We start from the raw sequence: 19,321 nt of genomic DNA, 5'->3' as shown, positions 1-19,321 counted from the left end.
AGATATTAGTTTTCTATTGCTGCCAATTCTTTTTCCTCAAGTTCTTCATTCATTTCAGGTTTTGGAGCACCACTGATTTTTTCTTGAAGCAACTGGAATATCACAAAGAATGCAGGGATTACAAATACTCCAAATACAGTCCCAATTAACATACCTCCAACGGCACCTGTACCAATTGAGCGATTACCAATTGCGCCCACACCACTTGATAGCATCAATGGTAACAGACCAAGGATAAATGCAAATGAAGTCATTAGAATTGGACGTAAACGTGCTTTTGCACCTTCAGCAGCTGCTTGCAACAGTTCCATTCCTTGTCTGCGACGTTGCAATGCAAACTCTACGATTAGGATGGCATTCTTCGCTAATAGACCAATCAACATGATCAGTGCTACCTGGAAATAGATGTTGTTATCCAAACCAAACAACTTCACAAAGAAGATACCTCCAAATATCCCGATAGGTAATGATAGGATAATTGAGAATGGCAGGATGTAACTTTCATATTGTGCTGCAAGTAGGAAGTAGACAAATATCAAACTCAAAACAAAAATGACGATGGCCTGATTTCCTGCTTTCTCCTCCTCACGTGTCATTCCAGAGAATTCATATCCGTAATTAGATGGTAAGGTTTGTGCTGCAACTTCATGAATTGCTTTGATGGCATCACCAGTACTGTAACCAGGATTTACGTTTCCATTAATGGTTGCAGAATTGAACAGGTTGAATCGATTCACAACATCAGGACCATTAACCTTCTTCAAGTTTACAAACTGGCTGACAGATACCAATTCCCCTTGGTTATTCTGTACATATATGCTGTTTAAAGCATCAGGAGTTTCTCTATCTTCAGGAGAGGCTTGCACCATCACACGATATTGTTTTCCGAATCGGTTAAAGTCAGCTGCATACCAACTTCCCAAATATCCTTGTAATGTAGAGAACAAGCTACTAACTGAAATTCCTGCTTCCTTTACCTTCTCAACGTTTACATCCATTTCATATTGAGGGAATCCAGTATTGAAAGAAGTAATGGCATATTGAATCTCAGGTCTTTGGTTTAAAGCACCTAAAAATTGTCCACTTTTTGCCATTAAGTCATCAAAAGATCCATTTGATTTATCCTGTAAACGCATTTCAAATCCATCGGAGTTACCAAATCCCATCACAGTAGGAGGGGTGAAGAACAAAATTTGTGCTTCGGTGATTCCGGCAGTCATCCCAAATAATTGTCCAACAATAGCCTGTACTTGTTCATGATCTTCTTTTCTTTCTGCCCAAGGTTTCAGTTTTGCTACTGCGAATGCTTTCGATCCACCATTTGTACCACTCATCAAACTAAATCCGTTAACAAACATGGTTTCTTCTACTGCATCAATCTGGTTGATGATTTGCTCCACTTTTTTTGATACTTCGGCTGTTCTATCTAGAGTACTTCCTGGAGGCAAAGTAATGTCACAAAAAATCATACCCTGATCCTCATTTGGAATAAACCCGGTAGGAGTTGTTTTGAAAAACCAACCGGCCAATGCAACAAAAACAACCAGAATTGCACCTGCAAGCCATTTCTTGCGAACCAATGTTTTAACCGAATTGGTATAGCGTTCGGTTACGGCATCAAAACCAACATTAAACGCACTATAGAAACGATTCAAGAAGCTCTTTTTGTTGTGATCATCTTCATTATGTGGCTTCAGTAATAATGCACAAAGTGCCGGACTCAAAGTCAAAGCGTTAATTGCGGAGATCACAATTGCCACAGCTAATGTTAAAGCAAACTGTTGGTAGAATACACCAGTGGATCCTTTTAAGAAAGATACTGGTACAAACACCGCTGACATCACCAAAGTAATAGAGATAATTGCTCCTGTAATTTCATTCATTGCTGAAAGAGTTGCCTTCTTGGCACTCTTTGCACCACCATCTAATTTTGCATGCACTGCTTCAACTACTACAATAGCATCATCCACCACAATACCAATAGCCAAAACCAATGCAAACAAGGTTAGCATATTGATTGAGAATCCAAACAGATTCAGGAAGAAGAATGTACCAATAATGGCAACAGGAACGGCAATTGCAGGAATCAATGTTGATCTGAAATCCTGAAGGAAGATAAATACCACAAGGAATACCAATAGGAAGGCTTCTATTAATGTTGTGATCACATGGTCAATAGATGCATCCAGGAAATTTTTGGTATTGAAAGGAATCACATACTTAATTCCAGCAGGGAAGTTTTTTGAATTGGCCTCAAGGGTTTCTTCAATTTGTGTAATGATTTCTCTTGCATTAGAGCCTGAGGTTTGACTAACACCAACCCCCACAGATGGAAATCCATTTGTGACATTCTCGGTTACGTAGCTAAAGGCACCCAATTCAATTCTTGCAACATCTTTCAATTTAAGAAAATCACTATTCCCTGCCGATCGTAAGATAATGTTCTCATATTCTTCCTTAGTTGATAATTTTCCTTTGTAGCGAATCACATATTCAAATGACTGCTTGGAATTTTCACCAAATTTACCTGGTGCTGCCTCTAAGTTCTGATCATTTAAAGCTGTAACAATATCTTGAGGAGTTAAGCCGTAAACCGCCATTTTATCTGGCTTCAACCAAACTCTCATAGAGTAATCGCGTGATCCAAATACATTGGCATTACCAACACCTTTAATCCTCTTAATAATTGGAAGAATATTGATTCTTGCATAGTTCTCAACGAAAGTTTCATCGAAATCTTCATTCTCCGAGTATAAAGAGAAGAACATTAAGAATGCACTTTGAACTTTTTGGGTAGTAACACCCGATTGGATAACCTGCTGAGGCAATTTACTGGTAACAGTAGCAACCCTATTTTGGACATTTACTGCTGCAATATCCGGGTTGGTTCCCAATTCGAAATAGACATTGATTGTAGCTGTACCATCATTACTTGAAGATGATGCCATGTATGTCATATTTTCAACACCATTAACGGCTTCTTCAATTGGAGTTACTACACTTTTTAATATTGTTTCTGCATTTGCTCCTGGATATGTAGCTCTAATCTCTACTGTAGGAGGAGCAATTTCAGGAAACTGCTCAACTGGCAAAGATGTTAAGCCCAGTAACCCAATTATTAGGATGAGTATTGATATTACGGTCGATAGTACCGGCCGTTCAATAAATTTTTGTAACATGTTTTTTACTTGAAAATTGTAATAAAAAGTTTACTTATTCTTTTGAGAATGCAGCGTTTGATTTGGCCTCTCCTGATTGAGGAATAATTTGCATTCCTTCGCGAAGTTTAATTAAACCATCAGATACGAAAGTTTGTCCTGGTTGTACACCTGCTTTTACAATAAAGTGATTCTCGGTAGTGTTCGCGATAAGAACTTCTTTAGACTCTACTTTATTTTCCTTTCCAAGAAGATATACAAATCTCTTTCCTTGAAGTTCAAATGTAGCTTTTTGTGGAATTATCATCACATTATTTTGCGAAGATGGCATTTTAACCTTACCACTAATTCCGCTTCTTAACAAGTTATCAGGATTTGGGAAAATTGCTCTGTAACTAATGCTACCAGTTCTAGGATTTACCATACCATTAATGGTTTCAATTCTACCTTTTTGTTTGTAGGTTGATCCATCAGCCAATACCAATTCTACATCTGGCATTTGTTTAATTTTTTCATCAATACTGCTGCCATTCAATTGTCTGTTGAATTGTAATAATTGTTTCTCATTTAATGTAAAGTATGCATATACATTTTTGATATTCGATACCGTTGTTAAGGGATTTACTTCTGTTCTTCCAACCAAACTTCCAACTTTGTATGGCAAGCTTCCAATAAACCCATCAACAGGACTTTTAATAATTGTATAATCCAAATTTTCTTTGGCATTTTGGTATTGTGCTTTAGCCGCAATCAATTGTGCTTTTGCTGCATTTAAATTACTCTCTGCAGTTTTTAACTGGATTGCACTCACAATGTTCTTTTGAACCAAAGGAGTAATTTTGTCTACTTCAACTTGAGCAGAAACAACTTGAGCTTCTGCAACTTTAATGTTTGCTTTTGCTGCATTTGCTTGTTGATTCAATGTTTCTGCACTCAGTTTAAAAAGTAATTGTCCCTTTTTTACTTGTTCACCTTCATCTACATAGATTTGCTCAACAAATCCATCGACTTTTGGTCGGATTTCTATGTTTTGAACACCTTCTATATTAGCGGCATATTCTGTGAATGTTGTAACATTAGATTTTTCTACAGTCTTAACAGGAAAGGGCATTGGACCATGTCCTGCCTGCGGTGCACTTCCGTCTTTGCATGATGTCAATCCAAATATTAATAGGATTGCAATACTCGTAAATACGCTGTGTTTGCTCATTTTAATTTAGTTTTAAAAGTTCGGGACAAACCGAACTAGTAGGATGTTTTATGATTCTATTTAATGCTAATTATAATACAATTTATAGTTCTTAAGGTTCGACATAAAACGAACCAAAGGGATGTGCGGTGAGTTTTATGTATAAAAGATTACTATTTGTTGCTATTAAAACATTTTGATTTAACGTGCTCTTTAAGTATTTCGAGACCCTTGATGGAATTTTCTAAATAATCCAAAAAGACATTCTTCTCAACATGTTCAAATTTTTGTGCTGGATCTGTTATAATTTTATTGGCGGAGGTTTTAAACTCTAAAATTTCCTCAACCAATACTTTTTCGGCCTTGAATTTTTTTAAATCTTCATCTAAGAAAGCTATAAAACCTATAGGAGATAAGGTGAAATACTTTTTTCTGTCACCAGGCTTCGTATGGTATTCGACGATTTCCATTTTCGTTAACTTTTGCAAGTTTGTAGAGACAGTACTCTTACTTGCACTTAGGAAACTTACTAATTCTTCAAAAGTAGCACCTCTATTTTCAGCTAAAAGTAAAGTGGAAAAGATTCTGGCAGCAATAGGAGGGAAATTCTCGTGTTTCTCCATAAACATACCATACTTCTCTACAATTTCCTTTTTTTTCTCTTCTATATCTTTTAGATTCTTCATTTGCCTTAAACTTTCGATGCAAATATACTATTAGTTCGGATCGAACCGAACTAAAAAATGTTAAAATTCTTAAAAGAATATTTAGCAATGGTTTTCAAAGCTTGAAAAGTGTTGTTTATTCATTCTATTTCTTTAAATGAGCATTGATTAATTCCATAAAAGTTTGCCTGTAGATTTGCCCGATTGGTACCTTCTGATCACAAATTTCAATTTGATTTCCCTCTATTGAATTAATTTGGTGTAGTGCAATAATAAAGGATTTATGGACACGAGGAAATTGCTTTTTAGGGAGTAACTCCTCCATTCTTTTGATGGTCAGTTTACTTACAATACTCTTATCCTTGAGATGTATTTTAATATAATCACCTAAACCTTCTATATAAATAATATCATCAAAGTTTAATTTGATTGTTTTTTTGTCTGCCTTGATAAATATGAACTCTTCCTGCTTGTTTATATTTGGAGATGAAGAAATGATAGTTTGTTCTGTTTTTGATTTTAGTTTTTCTTCAATTTTAGAAACAGCTTTTAAAAACCTAGGAAAGGGAATGGGTTTGTGTAGATAGTCAATTACATCTAGATCGAAAGCTTCTACAGCATATTCTCTATAAGCAGTGGTAATTACAACTAAAGGCGGGTGTCTTAAATTTTCCAGGAAACTCAATCCGGTCACCTTAGGCATATTGATATCCAGAAACATTGCATCGATATTTTGTTCGTTTAATACCTGCATGGCTTCCAGTGCATTTTTACATGACTTTACAAGTTCCAGATGAGGAATATCAGAAATAAACTTTTCTAAAACTTTTCTTGCGTGTACCTCATCATCTACAACTATACATTTAATGTTCATATTCCTTGTTTAAAGTGATACAGACTAATGTTTGATATTGAGTCTCATTTTCAGTTATAATAAAGCTGTGATTTTTAGAATATAATAAGTTTAACCTCTTTTTCACGTTCTGAATTCCCAGTCCACCAGGTTTTTCATTTTTAGGCTGATCAGGATCTATAGGGTTTGCAATTTTTAGTTCTATTTTATCTGAATAAAAATGCAAATCGATATTAATTTCCGATTTCCCGGATTCACTATGAATTCCATGCTTGAAAGTATTTTCAATGAGCGGAATAAATAGGAGTGGAGGAACCTTATAGTTCTGATCCTTTCCCGAAATATTGAGGTTGATATTGGCGGTATCCTCCACACGCAGAGATTCTAGTTCGATATAATTGTTTATAAATTGTATCTCTTTTTCGAGTTTTACTTTTTCATCTTTGCACTCATATAGCATGTAGCTGATTAATTGACTCAGCTTTAGAATCATCTCAGGAGTTTTTACAGAATCGTATAAACTCATCGAATAGATATTGTTTAAGGTATTGAAAAGAAAATGGGGATTTACTTGTTCCTTTAGTAAGTTCAATTCTGCCTCAAGTTGCTCCTGTGCTTTAGCTGTAAACTTTAGGTTTTCATCTTTTAACGCGATCCACTCTTTTACAAAATGGAATAGAGTGGTGGATAAAGTAAAAATATTTAATTTAAAGAAGCTAAATAGAATCAATCGCTCAGGATGCTCATAAGCCATTTTTTTGAAATGGACTTCAGGGAACAGATAGAATGTTATACTTAGAAATGAAATCATAACAATCTCACTGATTACAATTAGTAAGATATATTTTAAGTAATTTCCTTTATTCCAGTATCTGGGAATTAGAAATCTAAGGTTGAAGTAAACAAAAATTACAATTGAAAGTAATTGGAAACTTTCAAATATAATTTCATTTGGTACACGTGTTGGTTCCATATCAACAAAGCGCCCTAACTCCAAGAGAACAAATACTGTCCAGAAGGATAGGTGTTGTACTAATCGAATGGAGAAAAAACGGTATAATCTGTCCTTAATATTCATTTTTTATCAAATTTTAATCTAAGGAATAAATAAATATCCTTGCCTGCATAAAATATCGACAAACTTTGTCTGTTCGTCTGCAAACCTACGCAAAATTAAAGTTAACCAATTGAATCTGCACTTTGGTATTGATTAAAGATGATTCTTTTTTGTTGATCGATAAAACTTAAAAGACAAATTGTTAGTGCTTAATATTGTTTTGAACTTTTAAATGAAATCCGTCATGTTAAAAAGAAAAAGTATCCTTTGGGGGATCGCAGTTATTATAGCCTGTGTTGCACTAAGTGTTTTATTTGCAGGGATGAAAAAAGCTCCTAAAGAAAAAGAAACTGTAGAAAAAGAAATTGTTCTTCCTGTTCTGGAAGTTAGAAATAGCGAATTGGACCTTCATCTTTCAGTTGTAGGTAAACTAGAAGCTTATTCAAAAATGGAGGTGTATGCCGAAGTAAGTGGAATATTGGAAAATTCCAATAAAGCATTTTTAGAAGGTATTCGATTTCATCAAGGTGAAGCATTGTTATCTATAAATAAGGATAAATTCGAAGCGGAAGTGTTCTCGAATCGAAGCAGTTTTATGAATAAGATTGCGAATATCCTTCCTGATCTAAAGTATGATTACCCTGATAGTTATTCGGTTTGGGAAAAATATCTAAAAGATTTCAATGTTGAAAAATACATTAGTCCAATTCCTGAACCGCTTAACGAAAAAGAGAAATATTATTTGGCAGGAAAGAGTGTTTATACTGACTATTACAATTTGAAAAGTCAGGAAGAACAGTTGAGAAAGTATACCATTAAAGCACCCTTTAATGGAGAGGTTATTGAATCGAATATCAAACCAGGAACTTTGGTCATGTCAGGCCAAAAGCTTGGAGAATATGTAAATACGAATGTATTTGATTTGGTTGTAGGTGTTGACTTGAATAATCTGCATGGTATTGAAGCAGGAAATGAAGTGAGGCTTTACTCGAATGCTACCGGGCAAAAATGGAATGGTAAGGTAAGACGCATTAGCAGCAAAATTGATGACAAGACCCAAATGGTAAACGTGTATATATCGGCATCAGGAAAAGGATTAAAAGAATCGATGTTTCTAAATGCAGATATTTCCTTGTCTCACAATGTGAATGGGATTGAAATTCCTAGAAAATTACTTGCCGATTCGGAACATGTATTCATTGTGAATGATAAAAAAATCCACCTTCAGCAAATTAATGTCATTCAAAGAAAAGAGAATACAGTAATCATAGATGGATTACCAAACGGAAGTTTATTGTCTTTAAAAACATCTGCCATCCATGAGGGATTAACAGTAGTTCCTGTTAAGAATATGCAATAATAATCACTAACGATTAAGTGAAATTTAGTATGAAATCATTGGTACAATACTTTATCAAATATCCTTTTGCTGGTAATTTGCTAGCAGGAGTATTTATCTTGCTAGGAATTTTTGGATTATTCTCCTTAAATTCTTCGGTAATGCCACAAATCGATCCTGGAATGTTAAGCGTAACGGCATCTTATCCTGGAGCATCGCCAGAAGAAGTTGAAAAAGGAGTTACACTGAAAATTGAGGATAACATCAAAGGAATTAGTGGAATTGAAAAAATTACCTCTTCATCAAAAGAAAATTTCTGTACGGTAACAATTGACCTGGAAACTGGTTATGATGCGAATATTGCTTTGCAGGATGTTAAAAATGCCGTAGATGGTATTAGCTCATTTCCAGTAGGAGTAGAGAATATAAGTACAGAGAAGAGAGAGTTTACGGTTTTAGCCGTTTCTATGGCATTAAATGGAGATTTGGATTTACGTGATCTGAAAAAATATGCCAGGTTGATTGAAAATGATCTTCGTGCCATCAACGGAATTTCAAAAGTTGCTTTGTCAGGTTTTCCTAACGAAGAGATAGAAATCAGTGTAAACGAAGATGCATTAAAGGCATACAATATTAGTATAAACGAGATTTATTCGGCGGTTGGAAATGCAAATATTGAGCTTACAGGCGGAACCATTCGAGGCGAAGACGAGGAGTTGAGAATTCGAGTGAGAGAGAAAGAATATTTTGCTGAAGGATTTAATGATATTGTATTGCGATCGCAATCGGAAGGCGGAACGGTTTACTTGAGTGATGTTGCTAAAATTATAGATCGTTGGGCAGAAGATCCCAACCGAACCTATGTGAATGGTCATTCGGCTATAAAAATATCTTTAACTCAAACTTCCAGGGAAGATATTCTATACATTTCCGAAACCATTGATAAGTACATCAAGGATTTTAACAAATCTCATGAAACGGTGAGTTTGGAGTTATTGTACGATAATTCAGTATCTATAAAAGTAATGCAGGATATTTTGGCTAACAATGGAATCATTGGTTTTTTACTTGTTCTGTTGTTCTTGTCATTGTTTTTAAATCATCGTTTATCGTTTTGGGTGGCCTTGGGAATTCCTATTTCATTTATGGGAATGTTTATGGTTGCCGGAATGTATGGATTAACATTAAATCGCTTATCCTTATTTGGGATGATTATTGTTATCGGTATTCTGGTTGATGATGGAATTGTAATTTGTGAAAACATATATCAGCATTACGAAAAAGGAAAATCTGCATTGCAAGCTGGTATCGATGGAACAATGGAGGTATTACCAGCTGTTTTTTCGGCTGTACTAACTACAATTGTGGCTTTTGTTTCCTTCTTTTTTATCGATAGTGTAATAGGTGAGTTCTTTAGAGATTTAGCTTTTGTAGTAATTTTTGCACTGATATTTTCTTTAGTTGAAGCGTTCTTTATCCTTCCTGCACATGCGGTTCATTCCAAGGCTCTGAAAAGGGATAAGAAGGAATCTAAAATTGAGAAAATATCAACTTCAGCTATTAGAAAGTTGCGCAAATATACTTTCGAACCATTACTAAATTTTAGTCTTGAAAATAAACTGGTAACCATAGGACTTACTATTGGTCTTTTCTTTGTTACCATTGGCGGATTGTTAGGTGGAATAATCAGAACCGGAGATAGTTCGGTAGATAATACTAACTACGCTACAGTGAAGCTGGATATGCCGGCAGGTACTCCTGAATCGGAAACCATGTATTACATATCGAAAATAGAAGATTTGGCCATTCAGTTAGGAGAGAAATGGAAAGAGAAAAGTGAAACGGGTGATCCTATAATAACTTATACGTCTATTGATATTAGTTCTTCCAACAATGCCGAATTAACCATTTACCTGTTAAGTACTGAACATAGGGATTTTCTATCTTCTGAATTTAATGAAGAACTGAAACAAATGGTTGGTGAGATACCCCAGGCGGAAAGATTGAATTTTGTACAGGAGAATCGTTTTGGAAAAGCAGTGAAAGTATCCTTACAGAGTAGTAATCTGGATGATTTGTATGCAGCAAAAAATGAATTTAAGGCAAGGTTAAATAAATTGGAAGGCTTAACCAATGTGATGGATAATGACCAGTTGGGAATGCGCGAAATAAAACTGACCTTAAAGGAAAGTGCTTATAAATTGGGATTAAATTTAAGCGAAATTACAAGTCAGGTTCGTTCTGGATTTTATGGTAAAGAGGTTCAAAGATTACAGAGAGGAATTGATGAAATTCGCGTTTGGGTTCGTTATGCAAAGGAGGAAAGGTCTTCAATTGGAAATCTGGAAAATATGCGAATCAGAACCAGTAATGGAGGAGAATACTATCTTAAAGATATTGCCTATATCGAATTCGAGAGAAACTTGGTGCAAGTAAATCACCTGGGTGGACAGCGAGAAATTACCATAGAGGCTGATGCAGCCAGTACAAAGGTAAACATGACCGAAATCAATGATGAAATTGACGAGGTGATTCTACCTGAATTGATGAAAAAATATCAGGGATTAAGAATTCGATATGGCGGTCATGCCGAAGAATTAGGTAAGGCAAAAGATTCCGGAATCATGATTGCGCCGGTAATCCTGATATTGTTGTTTTCAATCGTGATTTTCACTTTCAGATCATATACACAAACCATGTTGGTGTTTATTTTAATTCCATTTGGATTTATAGGTGTGGGATGGGGACATTGGTTGCATGGAGTAGCTTTAGATATGCCTTCTTATTTGGGAATGGTAGCACTTATGGGAGTTATGGTGAATGATTCTATTGTTCTGATCAGCACATTTAATGAAAAACTTAAATCAGGAGCAGAATTTATGTTGGCTCTAAAAGAAACTGCCTTGTCACGATTCAGACCAATTATACTTACTTCATTAACCACTATAGTTGGTATTGCTCCTTTGATAGCATCCAATCAGCCAGAAGCAAAAATGGTAATTCCGATGGCAATATCAATGGCATATGGATTGATGGCGGCGACTTTTTTAAATCTGATTGTATTGCCAGTTCTATTAATTGTGGTGAATTCAAGTAAGCGTTATTTTAAATTGTTAACTAAAGGAGAGTTACCATCTCGTGAAAGTGTTGAACCAGCCAATAAAGTGCTAGTTGTGTAGTAGAATATCAAAAAAACAAAAAAGATGTATAAACAATTCATATTTATCGCATTAATAGTATTAGGCAGAGTTTCACTACTTAATGCTCAGGAAGCATTGACGCTTGAGTCTGCTATACAAATTGCTTTAAGTAATAATTACGATATAAAGGTGGCTAAAAATGGTTCTGAAATTGCCAAGAATAATGCTACAAAAGGTAATGCCGGCTTACTGCCTTCATTAAATGCAAGTGGGGGAGTAAATTACTCGGAACACAATGAAGATGAGATCTACTCATCGGGAGCTTTGAATTTCTCATATACCTTATTTAATGGTTTGGGAGCAAGACACACTTATCAAATTTTGAATCTGCGAAAGCAACAAGGGGAATTGACAGCACGCTTTAACATTGAGAATACAATTGCAAATGTAATTTCTGGTTTCTATCAATTAAGTAAAGCCTATGATGAATTGGATGTGGCCTCTGAAAATTTACAGATATCTAAAGAACGATTGCTACGAAGCGAATCCAAATATGAATTCGGAAATATTAATAAACTGGAAGTTTTGAACGCAAAGGTGGATTTTAACCGTGATAGTAGTGTGTACTTGAAGTCTCAGCAAAGCTATGAGGAAGCAATTAGAGAGATGAATGTTTTATTGGGGCGAAGTGCAGAAAGCAAAATGCAGTTGATAAAAGAAAATTCTAATTTTCAAGAATTTAACATGATGAAATTGAAGCGTAAAACCTTGGAAGAAAATGCGGAATATCTGCTAAAAACTAGTGAATTGCGTGAAGATGAAATTGCTGTAAAAAAGGCAAAGTCCGGGCAATTGCCATCACTAAGCTTAAAATCCTCATACTCGTATTATGAAAATGAAATAATGGGAACAAATTCGCATACCCAATTAACCGGGGGATTGACTTTGAGTTTCAACATTTTCGATGGAAAGAGAAAAAAGACGGAGATTGCGAATGCTAAAATTCAAAAGCAAATTACTGAATTTGAGTTACAGGATAAAAAATTGAAGTTGGAAAAAGACTTGATAAATGCCTATGCTGATTACCAATATAATCTTAAAGTTTTGGCTTTGGAAGAAGATGCATTGAATGCAGCAAGTTTAAATTTTGAACAGACTAAGGAATATTATCACTTGGGGCAAGTAACATCAACAAGCTTTCGCGAGGCGCAGCTGAATTTAGTAGAAGCTAAAAATAATAAGGCAGCTGCGGGTTATAATGCAAAGCTGTCAGAATTAAATATTAAAATAGTTAGTGGTGTGTTGCTAGAGCAATAGAATAGGATTTAATCCAAGAGAAATATATGGATCGAAAGCAAAAGAAAATCGTTATACTTCTTTTTACTCTTCTTATTTCCTCATCAGTACATGCACAAATGGAAAAAGAATTGGCGGGTGTTGATTTTGTCAGACTTGGAAGTGACAATTCAGCCAATAGTGTAAGGTTTGATAAGTATAGTATCAGGTTTGCCATGCCTTTAAGCTTAAAGAAAGAGGGAAGTTTGTTGATAAGCAAATTTGAATATGCTCAAACAAATATCGATTACCCGTTTGTTGATGTAAATTTAGACGAGTTAGAGCGTTTTCACACAATATCCTATTCGGTAGGATATATGAGGAAATTAAAAAACAATTGGGGTCCTGATGGGGATGGTCTCCCCGAAGATTTCATCGAATTTAACTTCTTCAGTTCAATGGAAAGATGTTCGATTAATGGGGATGTTAATATTTATAAAAAAAGTAAATCCCAATATGAATCTTCAAATTGGAGCCATGTATTCAGAGACAACAGGAATACCAGCACCTTTACCCATGTTTAGTTTCATGTGGAAATACAAGGAAAAATGGTCATTTAATCTAGGTTTCCCAAGATTTCAGATCAAATACAAAGTGGGAAAGAATACAGAGATTGGAACCAATTTGACAATGGTAGGAGACAACTATACTCTAAGCAAAACATTATACAATGAAGAAAAGAAAATGGATAATGTTCGAATCATGAATATGGGTGGTGGTTTGCAGCTAAATCAAAAACTTTATAAGATGATAAATCTTAAACTAAGTTCTGGATTTACCTTTAATAGACGATTTGATTTTCTGGATGATAAAGATAGAATTATGAAGTTTGATTTAGATAATGACTGGTTCATGAAGCTTGGTGTTTCCATTGGGCTGTAATAATGAGTTTATAGAAATTACGAATCGGAAATGATGCTGCTATGATTTGTAAAATTGGAATTGGTGAGTCGAAGTTTTTGTAGTGGGGAACCTCGACAGGCCCGTCTTTCCTGGTTGGAAAGGCGGGTTTTTAATTTCTATCACTCTTGTACAAGAGGCAGTATGATTAAAATCATATCGTATTTTTCTCAACTTATCAATTGTAGGTGTATATTTGTCCGCTGAACTACAGAGGTTTATGTAGAGAGGAAATCATCCACGAATCGTGGAGCTTTTCTACAGGTCTGAAAATCAGTCTATTTTTATAGAGACTGATTAAGAACTCTTAAACTTTTGTAACATTCAGATTTAACGCACGTTAAAAACTGAAAAGGAAATGACACCTGTGTTTATATTTTTTTGGCACAGAATTCTCTATATGATTTGTGAAGTTGAAAATGAGTGAAAAATAGAGATGATAAAATTATTTGTGAAAAAAACATTGGATGAAACAATTTGCAGTAACTATACTGACAAATTGATCTCTGCATCTATGTCACATGAATTAAAAATCACTGATAATTCAGTTTGTAGAGTTCTCCAGGAGAACAACCCTTCCAACAGCAAGTTAAAGAGGACCATAACCAATCTACTTTTCGAGAGTAAATTCCTCAAAACCCAAATTCAAAAGAAAGGCTTTGATCAAAGAATGATCAAGTATTTGCTGGAGCCGGATGATAACTATTTAAATAATGTGGTGCATAAACCATATGAATAGAAATCATTATTCCATTTATTCACAGAAGCTTTAAAATAATTGAATGATTGTTATTCCCACTCTTTAAAACCAAATATGAATGGGGAGATGGAAACGATCATGTGGGGATTGCTTTGGGATAAATCAGGCTAAAGTTATGCCTTAAAATTTAAAAAATATTAATAAAAACGTATATTTAAAGTTAGTAAGATGAAGACTATCAATAGCATGAGTACATTATTGTTATTATTGACATTACTATTAGGATACACCAGCTGTGACGATGAGTTGGTGGACGAAACACACGAAGAGGAAGTTGTTGATCCGGGTGAAGGAGATAATGGAGATGAAGAAGATAATGAAGGCGAAGGAGATAATGGAAACGAAGGAGATAATGAAGGCGAAAATGGTGATGGAGACCGACCTATTATTGAAGGTCAAACTTTTACCGAGCAAATGATTATTGATGGTGAGGAAAATAATGGTTTGATCATTCGCAACTGTACTTTTGAAAATACCGGTGATCATGGAATCATTATTAAGAATGTAAATGATGTGTTAATTCAGAACTGTACATTTAGAAATTTAAAGTATACTGCAATTCGCTTTTTGGCCGACTGTGAATCAAACAATGTGATTATTGAAGACAATGAGATTTACAATATTGAGGCGAATGGTATTCACGGTGCAGAAACTCATTACAATACTATTATCCGAAATAACAGAATTCATGATGTGGCATTGGTACCTGAAAATGGTTCACACGGAATGTATTTTTATGGAATGGACTTCCTGATTGAAGGAAACACCGTATACAATGTTGGTGTTGAAGAAGGAAAAGGATCAGGTATTAATGTGAGAACTTGTGGTACAATTGCTAGAAATAAAGTGCACAACACTCACAAAGATGGTATCAGTTATAGTATTGATCATCCAGGTTACAATGGTACCTTGTTAATTGAGAACAATGTTGTTTACTCCAATCCAAGAAATAACATCCGTATCATGGGTGGAGCCAATGAGTCAAAAATTGGGAAAGCCATTGTTCGTTTTAATACTGTAATTAGTGACAATACCAATACTCCAATATCATTGGCAACAGGTGATTTGCCAGATACAGAGTTCGAAGTTTATGGAAATATTCTAATTAATGCCGGAGGTTCTAACAAGTACATTGGCTATTCAAGCTCACATGAGTTGGAATTCGAGAGCAAAAATTTAACTGCAACAGGCGATATAGGTTTTGTTGACTATGAAGGTCGAGACCTAAGAATTACTTCAGCTTCTGAAGCTAATAATTTTGCCGTGGGTCTTACCGCTTATCCAAAGGATGATTTCATTAATCTTGATGTAAGAGAAGAGAATAACCTGGATGCTGGAGCATTTATGGTGAATTAATAAATAATTGAAATTATTAGATAAAAGGCCACTCCCCGGAGTGACCTTTTTGTTTTGTATTATCCGTAATTATAGGTGTTTTTAAGAATTTTTCTATATGGAATAGCTTAAATATTATTAATAGGTTAAGAGCTTGTAAAATATTAGTTTAAGTTTGATTAAACTACAGATTATGAGAAGTTTAAGTTTTCTTATGGAACTACATTGTTACTTAATCCAGTAAATACATCCTTTTATAAAAGTCTTCTTATTTGGAATCAATTTACCTTGTTCAATTCTTGTTTTTTTTTGAATATGTTATGAACTTATATAGTCATTGTTTATAATTACTTATAGGATTTATTACATATTCATTGATTTTGGTAAATAAAAACAGATTACTTTATGATTGTTAAATCCTTTCTTTGCTTTCTTAAAGCAGAGGTCATTTTATTAAGTGAAATCGAATTGTATTTAATCAATGAAATGTAGGCAAAATAAGGTACGTGTTATGCATTAATTACTGGCTGTAAAGAATCAATTCTTGTGGCTCAGGAGACGAAGTCGTGTCTGAAGGAGCAATTCATGATTACTAAGGTTAAATCAGATTTTCAATGAATAATATTCAGATGGTTGATCTTTACACACAATATGTAAAGATTAAGGAAGAGATCGATCGGGCTGTTTTTTCCGTATTGGAATCATCAGCATTTATTAATGGCCCTGAAGTGAAACTTTTTACCAAAGAATTATCACAATATCTGAATGCCAGTTACGTAATTCCCTGTGCAAATGGAACCGATGCAATTCAAATTGCCTTAATGAGCCTTGATTTACAAGCAGGAGATGAAATTTTGGTTCCTGATTTTACTTATGTTGCAACAGCAGAGGTGATTGCCCTTCTAGGATTAACACCTGTGTTTGTTGATGTTGAGGCTGATACTTTCAATATTAGCCCTGAAAAGATTAAACTGAAAATAACAGATAAAACTAAAGCAATCATTCCAGTACACCTGTATGGGCAATGTGCTGAAATGGAAACAATATTGCAAATTGCCAATGAATATAACCTTTTTGTTGTCGAGGACACGGCACAATCATTAGGTGCGAAGTATAAATTTTCAAATGGTACAACCTGTAATGCCGGAACCATTGGCGATTTTGGAATCACATCTTTTTTCCCCTCAAAGAATCTGGGTTGTTATGGGGATGGTGGAGCTTTAATTACAAATAAGGAGGAGCTGGCTATCAAAGCTGGGATGATTGCAAACCATGGTCAAAATAAGAAGTATTACCATGATATTATAGGTTGCAATTCGAGGTTGGATAGTATTCAGGCTGCTATATTAAGAGTAAAATTAAAATATCTCGATTACTATACCGATGCCAGAAGAAAAGCGGCAGAAGTATACGATCATGCCCTGAAAGATATACCCGTGCTTAATATACCTTCCAGAATCACTTATAGTGATCATGTTTTTAATCAATACACCATTCAGATTCAAACAAAATCACAAGCAACATCTAACAAGCGCGATCTGGTGAAATCTAAACTGGCAGAATACGGTATTCCCAGTATGATTTACTACCCCCTACCATTACATCTACAAAAAGCTTTTAAAAAATTAGATGTGGAGATTGGAGAATTTCCTGTTTCCGAAGCTTTAACCCACTCTGTACTTTCCCTGCCAATTCATCCTGAAATTACTTTATCTCAACAAGAATTTATCATCGAGAAATTGAAGTTAATTATGGAATAATCAATGATTTAAAATCAAATGTCGAATAAGTATTTTGCTCACGAAACAGCCGTTATCGATCCTGGCTGTACCATAGGTGATGAAACCAAAATATGGCACTTTTCTCATATTATGTCTGGATGTAGTATTGGATTCAGATGTAATATCGGACAGAATGTTGTGGTTTCTGATAGTGTCACCCTCGGAAATAATGTAAAAATTCAGAATAATGTTTCAGTATATACTGGAGTAATTTGTGAGGATGATGTTTTCTTAGGTCCGTCTATGGTTTTTACCAATATCCTGAATCCAAGATCAGCTGTGGTAAGAAAATCGGAATACATAGAAACCCTTGTGAAGAAAGGAGCCAGCATAGGAGCAAATGCAACGATTTTGTGTGGTAATGAAATTGGCAGGTATGCATTGATAGGTGCCGGCACAGTGGTAACAAAGCCGGTAAAAGATTATGCCTTAGTGGTTGGAAATCCCTCGCGTCAGATTGGATGGGTAAGTGAATATGGCCATCGTCTGAATTTTAATGGTGAAGGAAATGCGGAATGTCCGGAAAGTAAGCAAATATACAAACTGAAGGATGATATGGTAATGCGCATTTCATAGTGTTAGGACATATTAAGCTGATATCATTTAAAGTATGACTTTCTGTGTTGACATATTTTAAGTTGTAATCAGGTTAAAAGGAAAGTTGGAATAATGAAAGTGAAAAGAAATATTCTGTTTGCTGTTGTTGGAATGGGGCACATTGGAAAACGACACATAGAAATGATTAAAAATAACAAAGATGCGAATCTTGTTGCTTGTTGTGATATATTGAGTCCTGAGGAGTTGGGAATTGATGATTTGCAAGTGCCACATTACTTTGAGTATTCTGAAATGCTGAAATATCATCCTGAGGTGGATGTTGTAAATATCTGTGTTCCCAATGGTTTCCATGCGCCTATGACATTGCAGGCCTTGGAGAAAGGCTTTCATGTTGTTTGTGAAAAACCTCTGGCATTAAGTCGTGCCGATGCGGAGAAAATGGTTTTCAAATCCCTCGAAGTTTCAAGAGATGTTTTTGTGGTAAAACAAAATCGATATTCACCTCCGGCAATTTGGTTAAAGGATATCTTACGGCAAAACTTACTGGGGAAGATATTTATTGTACAGATGAACTGTTATTGGAATCGTGACAATAGGTATTATACTCCGGGTAGCTGGAGAGGTACCTACGATAAGGATGGTGGAACACTATTCACACAATTCTCGCATTTTATAGATTTAATGTATTGGTTCTTTGGGGATATCATTAATATACAGGGGAATTTCAAAGACTTTAATCATTCTAATCTAACCGATTTTGAAGACTCTGGATTGGTTACTTTCGATTTTATTAATGGTGGGGTAGGTTGTTTGAATTATTCAACGGCTGTGTTTAATAAAAACCTGGAGAGTTCTATTACAGTTATAGGAGAAAAGGGGACCGTAAAGGTATCCGGTCAATATATGAATGAGGTTGTTTATTGTGATATCAAGGATTATGAGATGCCGCAACTGCTTCCATCAAATCCACCTTTCGACTATGGACCCTATAAAGGATCAGCTCAAAATCATCATCATGTTATTGCTAATGTAATAGATAAATTAAAGAAGAAAGCTACCATAGCAACAAATGTACTCGAAGGACTTAAAGTAGTTGATATTATTGAAAGAATTTACCAGGTACGAAATGGTAAATTAATCAAGAAACGCCTTTTGGAAAAGGAATTCCATCTCAATAGCAATGGGAACTCAAATTTGAGGAAAATTAATTAAGCATGGCTGTATAATTTCCTAATGTGTAAAAGGTTTATA

At 34.9% G+C, this 19,321-nt stretch carries 13 protein-coding genes; 8 read left to right on the top strand and 5 right to left on the bottom strand.

What is annotated here, in order from left to right; all coding sequences use genetic code 11:
* Nucleotides 1–5 precede the first annotated feature (5 nt).
* From DF185_RS05765 to DF185_RS05745, 5 genes are all read right to left on the bottom strand, one after another.
* The gene (locus tag DF185_RS05765) at nucleotides 6–3,179 is read right to left on the bottom strand and encodes an efflux RND transporter permease subunit (protein WP_110359785.1); all 3,174 of its coding nucleotides are present in this window, start codon (nucleotides 3,177–3,179) and stop codon (nucleotides 6–8) included.
* 34 nt (nucleotides 3,180–3,213) lie between these two features.
* Nucleotides 3,214–4,368 carry an efflux RND transporter periplasmic adaptor subunit gene (locus DF185_RS05760; RefSeq protein WP_110359784.1) on the bottom strand — a complete coding sequence of 385 codons (1,155 nt, stop codon included), beginning with the start codon at nucleotides 4,366–4,368 and terminating at the stop codon, nucleotides 3,214–3,216.
* A 152-nt stretch (nucleotides 4,369–4,520) separates the two neighbouring features.
* Nucleotides 4,521–5,033 carry a GbsR/MarR family transcriptional regulator gene (locus tag DF185_RS05755; protein ID WP_110359783.1) on the bottom strand — a complete coding sequence of 171 codons (513 nt, stop codon included), beginning with the start codon at nucleotides 5,031–5,033 and terminating at the stop codon, nucleotides 4,521–4,523.
* A 124-nt stretch (nucleotides 5,034–5,157) separates the two neighbouring features.
* Entirely contained in the window at nucleotides 5,158–5,886 is a 729-nt protein-coding gene (locus DF185_RS05750) for a LytR/AlgR family response regulator transcription factor (RefSeq protein WP_110359782.1), read from the bottom strand.
* Nucleotides 5,876–6,943, bottom strand: a complete 1,068-nt coding sequence (locus tag DF185_RS05745) for a sensor histidine kinase (protein WP_110359781.1) — start codon at nucleotides 6,941–6,943, stop codon at nucleotides 5,876–5,878. The genes DF185_RS05750 and DF185_RS05745 overlap by 11 nt, the downstream gene beginning before the upstream one ends.
* 223 nt (nucleotides 6,944–7,166) lie before the next feature.
* On the opposite strand from DF185_RS05745, the gene DF185_RS05740 reads away from it, so the two are divergent.
* The 8 genes from DF185_RS05740 to DF185_RS05695 all read left to right on the top strand — a co-directional run bounded on the left by DF185_RS05740 (nucleotide 7,167) and on the right by DF185_RS05695 (nucleotide 19,282).
* The gene (locus tag DF185_RS05740; RefSeq protein ID WP_165835952.1) at nucleotides 7,167–8,282 is read left to right on the top strand and encodes an efflux RND transporter periplasmic adaptor subunit; all 1,116 of its coding nucleotides are present in this window, start codon (nucleotides 7,167–7,169) and stop codon (nucleotides 8,280–8,282) included.
* A gap of 29 nt (nucleotides 8,283–8,311) precedes the next feature.
* Nucleotides 8,312–11,440, top strand: coding sequence for an efflux RND transporter permease subunit (locus tag DF185_RS05735; RefSeq protein WP_110359779.1), 3,129 nt, complete (start codon nucleotides 8,312–8,314; stop codon nucleotides 11,438–11,440).
* A gap of 24 nt (nucleotides 11,441–11,464) precedes the next feature.
* On the top strand, nucleotides 11,465–12,718 hold the full coding sequence (locus tag DF185_RS05730) for a TolC family protein (RefSeq protein WP_110359778.1): 1,254 nt from the start codon (nucleotides 11,465–11,467) through the stop codon (nucleotides 12,716–12,718).
* A 366-nt stretch (nucleotides 12,719–13,084) separates the two neighbouring features.
* Complete coding sequence (locus DF185_RS05720; RefSeq protein WP_317046840.1) at nucleotides 13,085–13,618, top strand: DUF6268 family outer membrane beta-barrel protein; 534 nt, start codon at nucleotides 13,085–13,087, stop codon at nucleotides 13,616–13,618.
* Nucleotides 13,619–14,564: 946 nt separating this feature from the next.
* On the top strand, nucleotides 14,565–15,752 hold the full coding sequence (locus DF185_RS05710; RefSeq protein WP_133249969.1) for a right-handed parallel beta-helix repeat-containing protein: 1,188 nt from the start codon (nucleotides 14,565–14,567) through the stop codon (nucleotides 15,750–15,752).
* 593 nt (nucleotides 15,753–16,345) lie between these two features.
* A complete protein-coding gene (locus DF185_RS05705) occupies nucleotides 16,346–17,491 on the top strand; it encodes a DegT/DnrJ/EryC1/StrS family aminotransferase (protein WP_110359773.1) in 1,146 nt (381 codons plus the stop codon).
* Nucleotides 17,492–17,509: 18 nt separating this feature from the next.
* Nucleotides 17,510–18,088, top strand: coding sequence for an N-acetyltransferase (locus DF185_RS05700; protein ID WP_110359772.1), 579 nt, complete (start codon nucleotides 17,510–17,512; stop codon nucleotides 18,086–18,088).
* A 93-nt stretch (nucleotides 18,089–18,181) separates the two neighbouring features.
* Nucleotides 18,182–19,282 carry a Gfo/Idh/MocA family protein gene (locus tag DF185_RS05695; protein WP_110359771.1) on the top strand — a complete coding sequence of 367 codons (1,101 nt, stop codon included), beginning with the start codon at nucleotides 18,182–18,184 and terminating at the stop codon, nucleotides 19,280–19,282.
* Nucleotides 19,283–19,321: the final 39 nt, after the last annotated feature.

The sequence above is a fragment of the Marinifilum breve genome (assembly GCF_003202155.1).
Lineage (GTDB): Bacteria > Bacteroidota > Bacteroidia > Bacteroidales > Marinifilaceae > Marinifilum > Marinifilum breve.
Note: the sequence above shows the minus strand (reverse complement) of the source record. Positions and strands in the feature narration are given on the sequence as shown.

Excerpts from the sequence above, each read along its gene's own strand:
- DF185_RS05765 (WP_110359785.1), bottom strand. The coding sequence starts at position 3,179 with ATGTTACAAAAATTTATTGAACGGCCGGTACTATCGACCGTAATATCA.
- DF185_RS05760 (WP_110359784.1), bottom strand. The coding sequence starts at position 4,368 with ATGAGCAAACACAGCGTATTTACGAGTATTGCAATCCTATTAATATTT.
- DF185_RS05755 (WP_110359783.1), bottom strand. The coding sequence starts at position 5,033 with ATGAAGAATCTAAAAGATATAGAAGAGAAAAAAAAGGAAATTGTAGAG.
- DF185_RS05750 (WP_110359782.1), bottom strand. The coding sequence starts at position 5,886 with ATGAACATTAAATGTATAGTTGTAGATGATGAGGTACACGCAAGAAAA.
- DF185_RS05745 (WP_110359781.1), bottom strand. The coding sequence starts at position 6,943 with ATGAATATTAAGGACAGATTATACCGTTTTTTCTCCATTCGATTAGTA.
- DF185_RS05740 (WP_165835952.1), top strand. The coding sequence starts at position 7,167 with ATGTTAAAAAGAAAAAGTATCCTTTGGGGGATCGCAGTTATTATAGCC.
- DF185_RS05735 (WP_110359779.1), top strand. The coding sequence starts at position 8,312 with ATGAAATCATTGGTACAATACTTTATCAAATATCCTTTTGCTGGTAAT.
- DF185_RS05730 (WP_110359778.1), top strand. The coding sequence starts at position 11,465 with ATGTATAAACAATTCATATTTATCGCATTAATAGTATTAGGCAGAGTT.
- DF185_RS05720 (WP_317046840.1), top strand. The coding sequence starts at position 13,085 with ATGGGGATGGTCTCCCCGAAGATTTCATCGAATTTAACTTCTTCAGTT.
- DF185_RS05710 (WP_133249969.1), top strand. The coding sequence starts at position 14,565 with ATGAAGACTATCAATAGCATGAGTACATTATTGTTATTATTGACATTA.
- DF185_RS05705 (WP_110359773.1), top strand. The coding sequence starts at position 16,346 with ATGAATAATATTCAGATGGTTGATCTTTACACACAATATGTAAAGATT.
- DF185_RS05700 (WP_110359772.1), top strand. The coding sequence starts at position 17,510 with ATGTCGAATAAGTATTTTGCTCACGAAACAGCCGTTATCGATCCTGGC.
- DF185_RS05695 (WP_110359771.1), top strand. The coding sequence starts at position 18,182 with ATGAAAGTGAAAAGAAATATTCTGTTTGCTGTTGTTGGAATGGGGCAC.